The organism is Streptomyces sp. NBC_01210 (assembly GCF_036010325.1).
In the GTDB taxonomy this organism is placed as follows: domain Bacteria; phylum Actinomycetota; class Actinomycetes; order Streptomycetales; family Streptomycetaceae; genus Streptomyces.
Map to the genome: position 1 here is coordinate 22,559 of NZ_CP108550.1, position 15,388 is coordinate 37,946.

13 protein-coding genes and 1 pseudogene are annotated in these 15,388 nt (G+C 67.5%); 6 read left to right on the forward strand and 8 right to left on the reverse strand.

Annotated features, from left to right (window positions below):
* The first annotated feature begins 184 nt into the window (after positions 1-184).
* A complete protein-coding gene (locus OG735_RS41120) occupies positions 185-2,803 on the forward strand; it encodes an ATP/GTP-binding protein (protein ID WP_327328681.1) in 2,619 nt (872 codons plus the stop codon).
* Positions 2,804-2,853: 50 nt separating this feature from the next.
* Here the strand turns inward: OG735_RS41120 and OG735_RS41125 are convergent, their stop codons facing one another.
* The 3 genes from OG735_RS41125 to OG735_RS41135 form a co-directional block, all read right to left on the reverse strand.
* The gene (locus OG735_RS41125; RefSeq protein ID WP_142218045.1) at positions 2,854-3,222 is read right to left on the reverse strand and encodes a hypothetical protein; all 369 of its coding nucleotides are present in this window, start codon (positions 3,220-3,222) and stop codon (positions 2,854-2,856) included.
* Positions 3,223-3,230: 8 nt separating this feature from the next.
* On the reverse strand, positions 3,231-3,488 hold the full coding sequence (locus tag OG735_RS41130; RefSeq protein ID WP_327328683.1) for a hypothetical protein: 258 nt from the start codon (positions 3,486-3,488) through the stop codon (positions 3,231-3,233).
* A 173-nt stretch (positions 3,489-3,661) separates the two neighbouring features.
* Positions 3,662-4,405, reverse strand: a complete 744-nt coding sequence (locus tag OG735_RS41135; RefSeq protein ID WP_327328684.1) for a TIGR02391 family protein — start codon at positions 4,403-4,405, stop codon at positions 3,662-3,664.
* On the opposite strand from OG735_RS41135, the gene OG735_RS41140 reads away from it, so the two are divergent.
* Positions 4,404-4,532, forward strand: coding sequence for a hypothetical protein (locus tag OG735_RS41140; RefSeq protein ID WP_327328685.1), 129 nt, complete (start codon positions 4,404-4,406; stop codon positions 4,530-4,532). The genes OG735_RS41135 and OG735_RS41140 overlap by 2 nt on opposite strands.
* Before the next feature lie 304 nt (positions 4,533-4,836).
* On the opposite strand, the gene OG735_RS41145 is transcribed toward OG735_RS41140, so the two are convergent.
* Positions 4,837-5,385 carry a hypothetical protein gene (locus tag OG735_RS41145; protein WP_327328686.1) on the reverse strand — a complete coding sequence of 183 codons (549 nt, stop codon included), beginning with the start codon at positions 5,383-5,385 and terminating at the stop codon, positions 4,837-4,839.
* 187 nt (positions 5,386-5,572) lie between these two features.
* Between OG735_RS41145 and OG735_RS41150 the strand changes: the two genes are divergently transcribed.
* Positions 5,573-5,971, forward strand: coding sequence for a peptidase inhibitor family I36 protein (locus OG735_RS41150; RefSeq protein ID WP_327328687.1), 399 nt, complete (start codon positions 5,573-5,575; stop codon positions 5,969-5,971).
* A gap of 322 nt (positions 5,972-6,293) precedes the next feature.
* Here OG735_RS41150 and OG735_RS41155 read toward each other — a convergent pair whose 3' ends face one another.
* Both OG735_RS41155 and OG735_RS41160 read right to left on the reverse strand, forming a co-directional pair.
* Positions 6,294-7,379 (reverse strand): helix-turn-helix domain-containing protein, encoded by a 1,086-nt coding sequence (locus OG735_RS41155; RefSeq protein WP_327328688.1) that lies wholly within the window; start codon positions 7,377-7,379, stop codon positions 6,294-6,296.
* 21 nt (positions 7,380-7,400) lie between these two features.
* Entirely contained in the window at positions 7,401-8,066 is a 666-nt protein-coding gene (locus tag OG735_RS41160) for a hypothetical protein (protein ID WP_327328689.1), read from the reverse strand.
* Positions 8,067-8,710: 644 nt separating this feature from the next.
* Between OG735_RS41160 and OG735_RS41165 the strand changes: the two genes are divergently transcribed.
* Positions 8,711-10,216: an NF041680 family putative transposase gene (locus OG735_RS41165; RefSeq protein WP_442812654.1), complete on the forward strand. Its 1,506-nt coding sequence runs from the start codon at positions 8,711-8,713 to the stop codon at positions 10,214-10,216.
* 490 nt (positions 10,217-10,706) lie between these two features.
* Here the strand turns inward: OG735_RS41165 and OG735_RS41170 are convergent, their stop codons facing one another.
* On the reverse strand, positions 10,707-12,164 hold the full coding sequence (locus OG735_RS41170) for a sensor histidine kinase (protein ID WP_327328690.1): 1,458 nt from the start codon (positions 12,162-12,164) through the stop codon (positions 10,707-10,709).
* 182 nt (positions 12,165-12,346) lie between these two features.
* Between OG735_RS41170 and OG735_RS41175 the strand changes: the two are divergent.
* Positions 12,347-12,888: pseudogene (locus OG735_RS41175) on the forward strand (transposase); the annotation flags it as partial.
* Positions 12,889-13,039: 151 nt separating this feature from the next.
* Entirely contained in the window at positions 13,040-13,453 is a 414-nt protein-coding gene (locus OG735_RS41180) for a hypothetical protein (RefSeq protein ID WP_327328691.1), read from the forward strand.
* A gap of 353 nt (positions 13,454-13,806) precedes the next feature.
* Here OG735_RS41180 and OG735_RS41190 read toward each other — a convergent pair whose 3' ends face one another.
* The gene (locus OG735_RS41190) at positions 13,807-15,312 is read right to left on the reverse strand and encodes an NF041680 family putative transposase (protein WP_442812654.1); all 1,506 of its coding nucleotides are present in this window, start codon (positions 15,310-15,312) and stop codon (positions 13,807-13,809) included.
* Positions 15,313-15,388 lie beyond the last annotated feature (76 nt).

A 15,388-nucleotide genomic window follows, 5' to 3' on the forward strand; every position in this document is an offset into this window, starting at 1 on the left:
GATTCCCGCGAGCCAGCGCTACGGCACACCAGCGACCAGCGGATGCGCTCCGGCACACGCCGCGGCATCCGGGGACGCCTCCCCAACGAACCCTGCCCGGGCGTAGGTTGAAGCCAGGTGATCATCAGGGGGCGCTGTGGCTGGTCGGGATCTTCGCGTGTTGTTCGGCTCGAACGACCCGCAAATGCCGGACGAGGCATTCACTAACCGGCAGGGTCAGTGGCAGACGGTCGCGGCCGCGCTCACCGAGCACCTGCGGCACATCGCCGCCCCCGGCTTCAACGTCGAAGACGTCGAAGAGCCCAGGCGTAACGTTCTCGTCTTCCATGGAGTGGGCGGCATCGGGAAATCAACCTTGTCGCGCAAGCTGGAGGCCGCTCTCGCCGGCGCCGAGCAGCGTCCCGCTCAGTGGGGCGAGCCGACCTGGCCCGACGGCCCGTCGATCCTGCCGGTACGGATCGACCTCTCCCGCTCTGTCGGCACCGACTTCGAACGCGTCATCCTCACCATCCGGCTCGCCCTCGCCGAACTGGGGCGCCCGCTGCCCGCCTTCGACCTCGCTCTACGTCGCTACTGGGAGCTCCAGCACCCGGGCGAACCACTGGAGGAGTACCTGCGCCGCGGCGGCCTCACGGCCCGGTTCGGCAAGGCGCTGCCGCAGCAGATGCAGTCCGCGCTGTCCGACGTCGCCCAGGCGCTGCTGCTGCCCGGCACCGTCGGCTCTGTCGTCGGCCAGGTGACCGGCTCGCTGGTGCGTGCCCTGCGCGAGCGCCGCCAGACGGTACGCGCCCTCGCCGGCTGCACGCGTTTGGCCGACTTGCTGGAGACCGAACCTGATCTGGACGCCCTCTCGTACTACCCGCACCTGCTGGCCTGGGAGCTCGCCCACCTCCCCGCCGACAAGCGCGTCGTTCCGGTGATCCTGCTGGACACCTTCGAGGACACCGGCGACCGCACGCACCGCGACTTCGAGCGTCTCCTTCAGCGCGTGGTCTGGCTCATGCCGAACGCGTTCTTCGTTGTCACCGGCCGCAACCGGCTTCAATGGGCCGATCTCCACGGCCAGCTCGACTGGACGGGACCGGCGGCTTGGCCCGGCCTGGCCGACCACGGCATTTCGGTGCCCAGTCCCGCCACATCCGGTGCGGCGCTCGGCCGGCAGATCCTGATCGGCAACTTCAGCCGTGAGGACTGCGAGGACTACCTCGCCCGCCGCCTCACGCGGGACGACGGACAGCCTCTCATCAGCGATGACCTGCGTAGGCGCATCGCCGCCAGCTCCTACGGCCTGCCCCTCTACCTCGATCTGGCGGTGATGCGGTTCCTGGAGATCCGACGAACCGGCCGCACACCGGAGTTCTCGGATTTCGTAGGCGACTTTCCCGAGCTGATCGCCCGCACCCTGTCCGACCTCACTCCTGAAGAGCGGCACGTCCTGCGCGCCGTCGCGCTGTTCGACGCCTTCGACCTGGACCTGGCGACCCGGGCCGCGGGCTTTGCCCGCCAGGCGCCCGCACTCCGTCTCGTGCAGCGGCCCTTCGTCCTGGAGAACCCCTTCGGCCTGTGGCGCTACCATCTCCACGCCCTGATCCGCTCCACCATCCGCACCGTCCAAGACCCCACGGACGACCGCTGGTCACCGGACGACTGGGCCGCGGCCGCCGAACGCGCCTTCACCGCCCTCGGCCGCCAGTGGGCTGCAGGCAGCGGTCGGCCGCTGCTGGTCGGCTGCCTGCGCCAAGGTCTGCCCCTCGCACGCGACTTCCGCCTCGACCTCGGCTGGCTCACCGACGCCGCCTTCGCCTACGTCAGCGACTCAATCTGGGAACCCCTCGCCCAGCCCACACACACCGGCCCGGCGGCCGGAGCCCACACGGCTGCTGACGCTCTGACTGAGCTGCTCAACACCCTCGCCCGCCGACAGCACGAGCACCGCAGCCGCACCGTGCAACGGCTCAGTTCCGTCATCGACACCGGCCAGTTGCCGGACGAGCTGCATGCGATGGCCGTCTACTACCGGGCCAAAGCCCACCGTGATCTTGGCCGCTCCGAAGACTCGCGGCACGGAATGCAGTACGTCGCTGACCGTGGTGGCCGCCTCGCACCTCGCGCCCGCCGCGGCCTGGCCCACCTGGCCCGCATCACCGGCGACTTCCCCACCGCCCTCGCCACCGCCGACACCCTCGGCTGGGACGGCCGCCACCATCGCGTACGCGGAGACATCTGGTGGCCCCACGGCGACATGCACCAAGCAGCCGCCGCCTACGAAACCGCTCGCACCGAAGCCGAGGAACACGGCATCGCCGGCGAACGCGCCACCAGCCAGGCCCAACGCGCCTTCACCCTCGCCTTCATGAGCCCCGACCAAGCCGCCGACGAAATCGAGCTCGCCGAACAACTCCTAGCCGGACTCGTCCTGCGCGTGACCAGCGCGACCGTCCGCATCGCCGCGCTCATCCGCGACGCCGGCACCACCCAGGACATCGAAGACCGCGCCGAGCTGCTGCGCACCGAGATCGGTCTCGCCGGTGTCACCATCGCTGAGCCGATTCTCGAACTCGCCCTGTGCTTCCACCACGCCGTCCTGGGCGCCGAGCATGCAGTGTCCGCCTCGATCACCCGCCTGAACGACCTCACCCGCAGCGGCGACTACGCGTACTACGTCGACATCGCCCACTTCATGGCCGGTCTTCCCCTCGATGCGCCCTCACCGGCCCAGTGGCTCGATGGAGAACAGCCCACCCGCGAGCGGTGGCGCACCCTGGTCACCGCCCGGCGCGATCACCTGCGCACCGCGCCGTGACGCACTGCGCCCCGCCGGATCCGGCGGGGCGCAGTCGTCTGCTGCTGTGATCAGGGGGTGAGGTCCAGTACGCGGACCGGCTCCCCCGCCCACCGGTGCGGGGCGGTGGTGGCGATGATCGCTCCGTCGGGACGGTCCGGGGTGGGCTGCGCCGCGTACTGGCTGTGCGCCGCGGCCCAGGTCTCCTGCCGCGCGACGGCCAGGGCGGCAGCCAGGTCCAGATCGAGGACGGTGATGCCGGGGAGGGAGGCCAGATGCTCGGCCGTGCCGGGCCGGGCCCGGTCGGCTTCGACCAGCGCGCACGCCGGGGCGTACAGGAACCAGTCCGCTTCGGCGTGGGCGCGGTGGATCAGGCGGGAGGCGAGGACGTTGCCCTGGCCGGCCGCAGCCATCGCGGTGTCGTCCAGAACGATGTGCATGGCGTCGCTCACCGGCCGGCCACCTGGGCCAGGCGCCGGTCCAGCTCGCTGTCCAGGTCCCGTTCCTCGGCAGCGGTCGGTGCGTAGCCGTTCCATTCCTTCAACGCGGCCAGGGCCTTCTCCGCCCGCTCGGCACGCTCGGCCGGAGTCAGCAGCGTCTCAGCGAGACGGGCGAGATACGCGCGCAGCGACAGACCCTCAGCGGCCGCGATAGCGGCGAGCCGGTCTTTGGCTTCCTCGGGGATACGGACGTTGGCATCGGACATCGTCGTGCTCCTTCCCATCCCGCCAGGGTACGGGTACGTACCCGTACCCGTCACGCGCAATCTATTTCCAGTCCCTCCTGGCCCCGCCCGTGTGCTGCTACCTCGGCGGAGCCGCGCCGTCCCTCCCGGCCCTCCCCAGGGGAGGGCCGTCGGCTGTGCAATTACGGACCCTTCTACGCGCTCGCCTCGACCTGGCGACGCTTGGTCCGCTCGACCTGGCGCAGCAGCAGGTCCGCGAACTGGATGATCTCGGCAGCCTCGATCGGGTCGTCGAAGTCGACCGTGCGGTGGCTGGCGGGGTTCTTGTAGGCGCCCATGGCGCCGGCGAACAGCGCGGAGGCTGCCTCCTGCTCACCGCCCTCGGCCCCCGCATCGGCGAGCGCGCCACCGACCTTGCCGTTCTGGTGCGGCTGGAACGCGGCGCGCATCAGGTGCACACCGACCAAGGAGTTCAGGCCGGAGGCGTCCCGGACGGCGACCTCGACCGCCTTCATCGCGGCGAAGCAGGCCGTCTCGTAGTCGCCAAGGCTGAAGTTGGTCCGCACCGTTCCTTCGAGAGCCGGGTGGAGAGGACCGGAGAGCCGTTCGTGGGCCTGGAACCGCGTGATGCCCTCCGGGTCCTTGGCCAGCTCCATGCCCTCCCGCGACAGCCGGCGGAACGCTTCAGACTGAGAAGGGACACGGGACAGCAGCGCGCGCGACTCAAGCCACGCCCAGGCGTCGGCCAGACCGTGCAACAGCGCGTGGGCGTCCGGCTCGTTCTGGAATGCCTGGCGTGCCGACCCAATCAGCCCGTCGAACTGCAGAAGCGGAGTGCTGCTGCTCGCGAGGTGCTGAGCGAGGAGGAGGGCGACGTCCCGGGTGGGCAACTGCCGTATCTGCTCGGCCGGGACGGGCGGTAGGTAGGTGAAGTTCATGGGCGTCACGCTACGTCTCGGCCTCGACAATCCATGCCGGTTTCCGCCCGCCGTCTTCGTCGGCGCGCTGTCCCTGCTCACCGGCGCCATCGGCGCCACGAAGCGTCCGTGCTGCCGTCGCTGGTGAGGACGTTGACCGCGACCAGACGGTCGACCTTCGGGTCGTGTGTCTGGTCAGACCTGGCCGAACCCGCCAGCCCCGATCGGCTCGATGAGCCGGTAGCGCCCGTCCAGCGCGGTCTCTGCCTGCACGGCTCCCCCGCATCGCCCACCCGGGCGGGCGCCCGGTGCCTGATGATTGTGTTCCTGTCGCGCTACGCCGGAAACAACCACCCGTCACAGGATGTCCTGATCCCCGGCCAGGGACGGCACGGCCTGGCCGGGAAGCGCCCGGTGCTCGCCTGAAGGCTCACGGCGCTCCTGGGCATGCGTCAGATGCCGGGCCATCGCTCCTGGGAGGCGATCCACTCCCGGCGGGCGTAGGCGCGGACCGCGTCCCGCTCGGCGTCCGTGCAGCCGTTCTCCAGAGCCGACGGAACGTCGCCGGTGGTGCTGGTCCCGTGCTGCTGGTCGTGGCGAACGAGCTGCTCGGCGACGTCGGAGGCGTCAGTGCGCAGCTCCACATCTTTCGGCACCGGGTGGCTGGAGTCCTCTTGGTAGGGGCGCGGCAGGTAGCTGCCGCGCCCGTGACACAGGGCGAGCACGTCCAGGACAGCCGCGGTCTCCAGCAGATCGTCCCGGCACTCCAGCGCGAGACTGTTCACCTGAGAGTCGATGAGGTCCTGGCGGCGGGCGGTGTGCGCGGCCGCCAGGTGCTGACGGTCCATGACCTGCGCGTACAGCAGGGCCGGGACGAGTTGGCCGATGCGGACCAGGTGCTTTCCGTACGCGGCCTGAGCCGCCCGGCTGGTCGACCAGCCGGGCCACGGCTCATCGGGGGAAGCCGGCCCGCGTGAACACGCGCGCCCCAGCCACGCCACCCGAAGACGACCGCAGGCGTGATCCCCGGGGCAGCTGCGCCAGCGACAGACCCGCCGGGCACCCCTCCCTTCGTCACCGCACCCCCCGTGAAATGGGCCGGGAACCAGCCGGTGTTGCTGCGCCGACGGGGTGAACCGGAGCGTGATCGCGCCCCCGCGGGCGGTGGTTCGGGCTATGTCTGTCGACATGATCAGAAACGTGATGCGTGCCGCTGTGGTCGCCGCTCTGGCGGCCCTGCCTCTGACCGTGCCCACGTCGGCTCCCGCAAAGGCCCGTGCCGCGCAGGCCGCTATCGAGTGCCCTGGTGGCTATGTGTGCATCTACCCGGAGGTCAACTTCGGGGGCCAGCCCTGGGTGCGCCGCGCGGTCGACGGCGGCGTGAAGGACCTGCCCGCCGCGATCCGTGACCGCGGCAGCTCGATCCGCAACAACTCCGATCGCACCGCACGGGTTTACGAGAAGCGGAACTACTCGGGACGCTGGGTATGCGTGACCCGCAGCGGCGGCTCCATCCACGACCTGCGCTCCTACAACCTCAACGACCAGACCCGGTCTTTGAAAATCAACCGCAACGACTGCGGCTGATCCGATTTCCAAACGAAGGTGACCGTGCGGCCCGCATCGCGCGGTCTCCCGCTCGACTGCTTCCGCGATGCCCGGGTACCCGGTGACGGCCTGGTGCGCCGCGAGCGCATGGTGGAAGCCGGGTGAGGCCATCGAGAGGGTCTTCACCGGTGCCTCGGCCACGGCCGCAGTCGCCGGGGCGGGCTCCGTCATCGCGGCGCAGCCGCTGGTGGCCGCGCCCGAAGCCGCGCGCCCACCAGCGGCCAGGACCCGAACGGTACGGACTGCGTTCGTGCGACCGTCCCGTCACCACGGCCGTGGGGCCGTGCGCCCGGAGGTGTAGCTACTTGACGACAGATAGGGACGGTCGGACAGGCGCTGTTCGCTGTTCGCCACCCTTGTATCCGATAGGCACTAGGCCGAATACGTAGTGGCTTAGCTCTTCGGGAAAAATGTGGACTGCTTTGGCGAGCTCATTGATGGACGTTCCGTCGGCACGTAGGGCTTCGAATACTTTCGAGATCAGTTTGCTACTCTCTCGGACCATGGATGAGCCTGGCTCTCCCTTTCGGTATCCGAGTTGAGCCAGCTGTTTCGCGGTTTGCTGAAAACGCCATTCAGAGAGCAGTCTCATGGTCCGGAGACGGTAGGCAAAGGCCATAGCGGACACGCCCCAGCGCCCCTTGGCGCTCAAAATACGTTCGACGCTGGCGTTGTTGACCTGCTGGGCAAGGATGCCGGACCGCGGCATGAGGAAGGCGGAGGCAAAGGCGTCTGCGGCGGCTTCGGCTTTCGGCCCGCGGGGGGACTGGTAGCCGCTGTGGAGCACAAGGTGCCCGAGTTCATGGGCAGCGTCGAAGCGTCCGCGTTCGCCGGTCTTGCGGGTGTTGAACAGGACGTAGGGGGTGCCGTGTCGGGTGGTGGAAAAGGCATCGGCTTCGAGGCAGTCCGGAGCGAGGGAGAAGACACGCACGCCGTGTGCTTCGAGAAGGTGGACCATGTTCGGCGCCGGCGCTTCACCGAGACCCCAGTCGCCGCGCACTTGGTCGGCTGCGGCTTCGGGGGTGAGGTCGGCGTATGAGGGGACGTCTGGCTTGGGAAGCGTGAAGTGCTCTTCGAACCAGTGGTTCAAGGTAGCTGCGATGGAGCCGCAACTGAGGGCGCCGTCCCGCTCGGCTGCGCTCATTTTGGAGGGGGCGCGGAAGCTGACGGCTCCGGGGACCATGTACGGCGCTGGCGGTGCGTGGAAGAACGAAAGGGGGAAGCTCAGGGCTGCGGCGAGTGAGGAAAGTGTCTCCTCGGACGGGTTCTTGCGCGCGTTCTCGAAGGCGGTGATGCTTTGGGGCGAGAATCCCGATTCGCGGGACAGTGCCGCTAGGGTCATGCGCCGTCGTTTTCGGGCGAGTACCAGTCTTTCGGGGGTAAACACTTTCCCCAGCTCCCGTCGTACCTAGTTGCTCTTCGGCCTGACCTCGAACTCCGGGTCGTTGCCGTCGTCGGGCGCGTCCAGGAGGGCGATGTCTAGGCCTGGGTCGTTTCGGGTGAAGAGTGGCAGGCGCTCACTCCACTCGTTCACGTACTTCCCTTCCATTTTCACCGGAAGTGAGAGTTCTGCTGAGAGGTTGCCGTCGTCGTTTCGCTCGTAGAGCAGGAACCACAGAGGCATCGAGTCGAGCTCGCCGCCGAATTCGACCTCGTCGCGGAAGCTGAGGACACTCTGACCGCCGCGCTCGTACTTGACGTTGTTCTCCACCAGCTGGGCCATGACGCGGCCCTTGGGGTTCTTCGAGCGGACATCGCGGTCAAGGTCGCCGACGCCTTCCGATCCACTGACAGCTGTAATGGCGTGGCTCCCCGAAGGGTGGACGACACGCAGGATGCTGTCGCGGGAGGTGTACTTCCACACCGGGTTCTGCTTCTCGGGATCAGTCAGGTACTCCGCCAGGTAGCGGTTGGTCCTGCTCCAGAACGTGATGCCGGCCATCGCGGGCGCGTCGAACGCCGTGCACATCCGGGCCTGAGCCGCAGCCCAGTCGAGCGCTTCCTCGAATAACTCCTTAGCCACTCCAAGCTGCTTGAGCCTCGCCTCGATCTGGCGTGCTTCGGTGCCGGTCACGGCATCCCTCCCAGGGTTGGTTTCACAGACCGTACCTGAAACGAGGGCCACTTTTTGAAACCTTGGCGATCATTGCACAGGCGTTCGAATGTGTCCATGCGGGCATCACGGCTTTCCGTGTGCGCTTTCCCGGCTTCGCAAGGAAGCCGGACCTGCTCCCCGCACTCGCGGGGATGGTCCCGTCGTCCGGTCCGCCGTCGCCAGCGCGCTGGCCTGCTCCCCGCGGGGATGGTCCCGCGTACGCCACCTATCCCGGCATCACCCGCGGCTGCTCCCCGCACCCGCGGGGATGGTCCCAGACCACCGGGCTCGACCGTGCGCGAGTCGAACTGCTCCCCGCACCCGCGGGGATGGTCCCAGGAGGAGCCGGTGGACCGCCGCGCCTTCCTGCTGCTCCCCGCACCCGCGGAGATGGTCCCCTGCCCCTTCGACTGCCCGAACGTCCGCACCTCTGCTCCCCGCACCCGCGGGGATGGTCCCGGCCAGGACGTCGCCGCGCAGATCCTTTGGTACTGCTCCCCGCACCCGCGGGGATGTCCCCCACCTGGCTGAGCTTGTTTTTTATCCTCTGGCGTCGAACAGTGCGTCGCACAGGTTCACTCACCTGGGAATTCGCCGGACAGGCGGACGGCCCCCGCATGAGCATGCGTTCCGTCACAGAACCGCACTCATACGAAGGCCGCAGGGTGAGTCTGCTGCAGCACGATGCCCGGCACGAGGCATTCGACTTCACGTCCCACTTTCGGGAGGACTTCTACGGATGCCTGACCCGGCGCGGTGACACCTTGTTCGAAGTCACGGACGCGATGCTCTGCGAGAACGGGCCGGTGACCTCGCCGGTCGATCTGACGCTGCTGGCTGAACACCGGCGTGGGCACGGCGCGTTGTACGACGCGCTCAACCAGGGCCGCGTCGACGCGGACGGGCTGCGGAAGGCACTGGCCGTGCTGCCGCAGCCCAAGGCCGCCGACGGGCGCCTGGTCCTGGCGGTCGATGTCTCGCCGTGGCTGCGTCCGGACGCGCCGACCAGCCCGGACCGTCTGTTCTGCCACGTCTACGGACGCTCGGGACGCTCCAGTGACCAGTTCATTCCCGGCTGGCCCTACTCGTTCGTCGCCGCGCTGGAGACGGGCCGCACCTCGTGGTGCCAGCTGCTGGACGCGGTCCGCCTCGGCCCCGACGATGATGTCGCCGAGGTCACCGCCCGGCAGGTCCGCCGCGTCGTGAACGACTTGATCGGCCGGGGCCAGTGGGAGGACGGCGACCCGGACATCCTGGTCGTCTTCGACGCCGGCTACGACGCCCCGCGCATGGCCTACCGCCTCGACGGCCTGCCCGTCGAGGTGCTGGGACGGATGCGTGCGGACCGTGTCATGCGACGGCCGACACCCTCGCTCAAGGAGTACTCCCTGTCCTATCCCCAGGGCGGGCGACCGCCGAGGCACGGCAAGGAGTTCCGCTTCGCCAGGCCCGATACCTGGGGCGAGCCCGACGCGGAAACGGTGCAGGTCACCGACCGCTACGGCACCGCCCAGGCCATGGCCTGGGACCGCATCCACCCCAGGCTCACCACCCGCAGCGCGTGGATCGACCACGACGGCGAACTCCCCATCATCGAGGGCACCCTCATCCGCCTCCAGGTGGACCATCTGCCCGGCGGAGGTGACCCACTACCCGTCTGGCTGTGGTCCTCCAAGACCGGCATGACCAGCGAGGACGTCGACCTGCGATGGCAAGCGTTCTTGCGACGCTTCGATCTTGAACATACTTTCCGTTTCGTAAAGCAGACGCTCGGCTGGACCCGTCCCAGGCTCCGTACTCCCGAGGCCGCGGACCGGTGGACGTGGCTCGTGATCGCGGCACATACCCAGCTCCGGCTCACCCGCGAGGCCGCAGCCGATCTCCGCCGCCCCTGGGAGAAGCGGGCCGAGCCCGCCCGGCTCACCCCGGCCCGCGTCCGCCGGGGGTTCAGGAACCTCCGCCCTCACCTGCATAGTCCGGCCCGTGCACCCAAACCCTCAACTCCCGGCCCAGGACGCCCACTTGGCTCGAAGAACCGGCGACCCGCCACCCGTTACGACGTGGGCAAATCGACCAGGCGCCCTGAAAGCATCGCTGAACGTAATCAACTCAAAGCTCACAAACCATAAAAAACAAGCTCAGAAGCTGTCGAAGTGGGCGTTGACCCTGGTGAAGCCGTCCCGCAGTTCGCGGCGCAGCGCGGCCTGGCCCTCGATGACGGCGGCGAAGTTACCGCCGGTCTGCACCTGCAGAGCCTCGGCACGCCGCTACTGCCAGGCGATTCCGGCCGGGTCGATCTCGAACGGGAACGGGAGGTTAATCCAGTGCAATGCTGTGACGGCGGTGATCCTCCACTCCCCCGGCGGAGGTCTCCCCACCACCCTTGGCCCCGCCCGTGTGCTGCCACCTGGGCGGGGCCACGCCGTCCCTCCCGGCCTCCCCACGGGAGGGCCGACGGCTGCGCAGGGGGCGCCAGGGGGCTCCCTGCAGTCGGGACGGCCTTAACTTGCAGGCCTCGCGAGAGGCCCTCGCCGACACATTCCTTCGCGCAGCCAGGCCATTCACGCCGCGCTCTTCACCTACGAATCCAGGGGATTGACAAGATAGAGAACAAGATCGTTACGAGTGCGAGGCATCGGCCTTCTCCACCGCGATCGGCTGCTGCAGCGGCAGCCGTACACAGAAGACGGTGTGTCCCGGTTCGGAACGGACGTTGACGGTGCCATGATGGGCGGCTGCGACGGCTTGCACGATGGCCAGGCCCAAGCCCGTGGAACCCGCCGTGCGGGAGCGGGAAGTATCTCCCCGAACAAACCGCTCAAAGACTCGGGGAACGAGATCAGCAGGGATACCGGGCCCGTCGTCGAGCACCTCAAGAACCGCATCACCGGATTGGGCCTTCAGGCGCGTGGTCACAGTGGTCGTGGGCGGTGTATGCGCGCGGGCGTTGGCGAGCAAGTTGTTCAGCACCTGCTGCAATCGCGCACTGTCACCACGCAGCACAACGGGTTCGTCAGGCAGCTCCAAGCACCAGCGGTGATCAGGGCCGGCCGCACGTGCGTCACTGACGCCGTCGATGAGCATCAGAGAAAGGTCGACCTCCGCATTTTCCAGGGGGCGCCCCGTATCCAGGCGAGCTAGCAGCAACAGCTCATCTACGAGGTTGCTCATACGGTGCCCCTCGGACTGGATGCGGCTCAGGGCGTGCTGCATCTCCTGCTCCTGCTCGCTACTGAAGCGCCTGGCCATCTCCGCGTAGCCCCGAATTGACGACAGCGGAGTGCGCAACTCATGGCTGGCGTCTGCGACGAACTGCCGCGCCCGCACTTCACTCTCCTGTCGCGCCGTCAAAGCCGCACTGACATGTCCCAGCATCCGATTGAGCGCGGCCCCCACCTGTCCCACTTCGGTGCGTGGGTCCGCCTCAGCTTCCGGCACCCGTTCCGCAAGTTCGACGTCACCGCGCTCCAAGGGGAGCGCTGACACGCGACCAGCGGTTGCGGTCACACGGCGGAGAGGCCGCAGGGCCCCGGAGACCAAGCCAGCACTCGCCAGAGCCGCGGCCGCAACCCCTGCAACAGTGAGAGCTATCTCGACAGTGATCAGCCGCTGCAAGGCATTGTCGACCGATTTTGTCGGGATACCGACGAGGATGGAATCGCCCTCACGGGTGTGCACCGACCGCACGCGATATGAGCCGACTTCTGAAATGTGCATACTGTGAGGCCTGCCATCCAGCGCCGTCGATTCCAGTGATGCCATTGCTTTGGCCGACAGTTCCTTCGAGTTAATACTCCACCGGCCGACTTCGTCTTGATTCTCCTCACTGATCGTTGCTTTTGACACGGAGCCCTCGGGAGAGATAACGGCACCTAGCGTGCCGATCTGCTGCCCGCCTCGGGTGACAAAGCCCAGCGGGTCCTCTGCACCAGTGGCGACAGCACGTGGGCCACCCGGCGGAGGGAGAGGTCTGGCGGCCCGATTGGCCGCCTCGTGCAACTGATCGTCGAGTTTGCCCATGAGGTAGTCGTTGAGCGCGACCGCCGTAACGGTGCTCAGCAGTGTTGCCAGCGCCACAGTTAGCGCAACTACCGCAACTACCAGGCGGGCGCGGAGCGACCAGGGTCGGCGTGTCTTTCCTCGCATACGACCACTCTGTACGAGGAACCTGTGAGCCAGCTATGGAACGGTGTCTGACGGATGGCGACCTGAGCGGCCGGACCGCGTATGACGCACTGGCACGCGATGGCGTCGGGATCATCCGCCTGGTCCTCGACGAACTCGGCTCCCGCGGCGAGTTGGACTGGTCCCGGTGCGCGATCGACTCGGTGAACATGCGGGCCTTGAAAAGGGGGACCTGACAGGCCCGAATCCTGTCGACGGGGGCGAGTGCGGCTCGAAGATCCATTCGATCGCCGAGCGGACCGGTCTGCCCCTGTCCGTCGGAATCTCAGGGGCGAACGTGCACGACAGCCAGGCCCTGATACCCCTGGTGAAGGGCATATCACCGATCCGCTCCCGCCGCGGGCGTCGGCGACGCAGGCCGGGCAAGCTCCACGCAGATATGGGTTACGACTGTTCTCACCTGAGGCGATGGTTACGCGGGCGTGGCATCAAGCACCGCATCGCCCGCACGGGGGTTGAGACCTCGCAGCGGCTGGGCCGCCCACTGAACGCACCATGGCCTGGCTCGCTGGCTGCCGCTGCCTCCACCGACGCTACAGAGCGCAAGGCCGACCACTTCCTCGCCTTCACCAGCATCGCCTGCACCCTCGTCTGCTACCGCAGACTCACCAAATGAGATGACTTCTTAGGAAGCATTTCCGCCAGATTGCCCAAATGTGAGGTTGCGGCTCGAATGTCAATGGCCGACAAACGCCGTTGACGGGTTAGTGGCCTTGTTACTACGTTGTGGTGAAAGAATTCTGCGAAAGAGGAAAGCGGGGGTATTGATGCTGCGGAAGAGTAAGGTTGCGGCCCGCGTCGGCGTTGTCGCCGGAGCTGGACTTCTGGTCTTTGGGACTGCCACTTCGGCCTACGCGTACGATCTTTCCGTTCAGACCGATGACGGTGCCCCTGGGGGGAAACTCTACTGGACGGCCGACGGCGACGTAGTCAAAGTCTGCGACCAGGAGGCGGATGGCTGGGCCGCCTATGCCAAGGTGGAGCACGCGGGAGACTTTAGGTACTCCATGCGCGCTGGGGGCAATGGTAATTGTACGTCGCACAGCGCCTCGGATGGTGGAAGGTACAACCTCACTGAGGGATATTCGGTCTTCCTGACGGTCTGCCTGCAGAAGACGAACGAATTCGGGCAGACCATCACCAGGTATTGCGATCAAGTAACGCCCATTAACAATAACTAGCCTCGATTGTGCGTACGTGGCCCACCGACTTGTCCGGTGGGCCACGTACATCGCATCGCAAGGGCGGCAGCAGCTGAGCACCAGCGTTTCTGATCAGCAGCGTACTAAGGGCTTGCAGGGAATCAAGGTGTTGCTTCCCTGCAAGCCCTTAGTCCAGGAAAGGCGCGAATGCATCCGGACTCTGACGCCTTTGCCCAGGAACCTGCTCACCGTTCAGATAGGCACGGATCGTTTTACGGTCCCGGCCCAAATGACGTGCGATCGCCGAGATCGACCAACCTTGGGGCCGGCCGCGAGCACGAGCTGGCGTGGATGCGGACCCGGCACATCGAGGAGGACCCTGAGCTTGTTTTTTATGGTTTGTGAGCTTTGAGTTGATTACGTTCAGCGATGCTTTCAGGGCGCCTGGTCGATTTGCCCACGTCGTAACGGGTGGCGGGTCGCCGGTTCTTCGAGCCAAGTGGGCGTCCTGGGCCGGGAGTTGAGGGTTTGGGTGCACGGGCCGGACTATGCAGGTGAGGGCGGAGGTTCCTGAACCCCCGGCGGACGCGGGCCGGGGTGAGCCGGGCGGGCTCGGCCCGCTTCTCCCAGGGGCGGCGGAGATCGGCTGCGGCCTCGCGGGTGAGCCGGAGCTGGGTATGTGCCGCGATCACGAGCCACGTCCACCGGTCCGCGGCCTCGGGAGTACGGAGCCTGGGACGGGTCCAGCCGAGCGTCTGCTTTACGAAACGGAAAGTATGTTCAAGATCGAAGCGTCGCAAGAACGCTTGCCATCGCAGGTCGACGTCCTCGCTGGTCATGCCGGTCTTGGAGGACCACAGCCAGACGGGTAGTGGGTCACCTCCGCCGGGCAGATGGTCCACCTGGAGGCGGATGAGGGTGCCCTCGATGATGGGGAGTTCGCCGTCGTGGTCGATCCACGCGCTGCGGGTGGTGAGCCTGGGGTGGATGCGGTCCCAGGCCATGGCCTGGGCGGTGCCGTAGCGGTCGGTGACCTGCACCGTTTCCGCGTCGGGCTCGCCCCAGGTATCGGGCCTGGCGAAGCGGAACTCCTTGCCGTGCCTCGGCGGTCGCCCGCCCTGGGGATAGGACAGGGAGTACTCCTTGAGCGAGGGTGTCGGCCGTCGCATGACACGGTCCGCACGCATCCGTCCCAGCACCTCGACGGGCAGGCCGTCGAGGCGGTAGGCCATGCGCGGGGCGTCGTAGCCGGCGTCGAAGACGACCAGGATGTCCGGGTCGCCGTCCTCCCACTGGCCCCGGCCGATCAAGTCGTTCACGACGCGGCGGACCTGCCGGGCGGTGACCTCGGCGACATCATCGTCGGGGCCGAGGCGGACCGCGTCCAGCAGCTGGCACCACGAGGTGCGGCCCGTCTCCAGCGCGGCGACGAACGAGTAGGGCCAGCCGGGAATGAACTGGTCACTGGAGCGTCCCGAGCGTCCGTAGACGTGGCAGAACAGACGGTCCGGGCTGGTCGGCGCGTCCGGACGCAGCCACGGCGAGACATCGACCGCCAGGACCAGGCGCCCGTCGGCGGCCTTGGGCTGCGGCAGCACGGCCAGTGCCTTCCGCAGCCCGTCCGCGTCGACGCGGCCCTGGTTGAGCGCGTCGTACAACGCGCCGTGCCCACGCCGGTGTTCAGCCAGCAGCGTCAGATCGACCGGCGAGGTCACCGGCCCGTTCTCGCAGAGCATCGCGTCCGTGACTTCGAACAAGGTGTCACCGCGCCGGGTCAGGCATCCGTAGAAGTCCTCCCGAAAGTGGGACGTGAAGTCGAATGCCTCGTGCCGGGCATCGTGCTGCAGCAGACTCACCCTGCGGCCTTCGTATGAGTGCGGTTCTGTGACGGAACGCATGCTCATGCGGGGGCCGTCCGCCTGTCCGGCGAATTCCCAGGTGAGTGAACCTGTGCGACGCACTGTTCGACGCCAG

What these genes read in the sequence shown, in the direction of transcription:
- OG735_RS41150 (WP_327328687.1), top strand. Translation starts at nt 5,573, where the DNA reads ATGATCAGAAACGTGATGCGTGCCGCTGTGGTCGCCGCTCTGGCGGCC.
- OG735_RS41190 (WP_442812654.1), bottom strand. Translation starts at nt 15,312, where the DNA reads ATGCGTTCCGTCACAGAACCGCACTCATACGAAGGCCGCAGGGTGAGT.
- OG735_RS41165 (WP_442812654.1), top strand. Translation starts at nt 8,711, where the DNA reads ATGCGTTCCGTCACAGAACCGCACTCATACGAAGGCCGCAGGGTGAGT.
- OG735_RS41120 (WP_327328681.1), top strand. Translation starts at nt 185, where the DNA reads ATGCCGGACGAGGCATTCACTAACCGGCAGGGTCAGTGGCAGACGGTC.
- OG735_RS41180 (WP_327328691.1), top strand. Translation starts at nt 13,040, where the DNA reads ATGCTGCGGAAGAGTAAGGTTGCGGCCCGCGTCGGCGTTGTCGCCGGA.
- OG735_RS41135 (WP_327328684.1), bottom strand. Translation starts at nt 4,405, where the DNA reads ATGAACTTCACCTACCTACCGCCCGTCCCGGCCGAGCAGATACGGCAG.
- OG735_RS41130 (WP_327328683.1), bottom strand. Translation starts at nt 3,488, where the DNA reads ATGTCCGATGCCAACGTCCGTATCCCCGAGGAAGCCAAAGACCGGCTC.
- OG735_RS41140 (WP_327328685.1), top strand. Translation starts at nt 4,404, where the DNA reads ATGGGCGTCACGCTACGTCTCGGCCTCGACAATCCATGCCGGTTTCCG.
- OG735_RS41125 (WP_142218045.1), bottom strand. Translation starts at nt 3,222, where the DNA reads ATGCACATCGTTCTGGACGACACCGCGATGGCTGCGGCCGGCCAGGGC.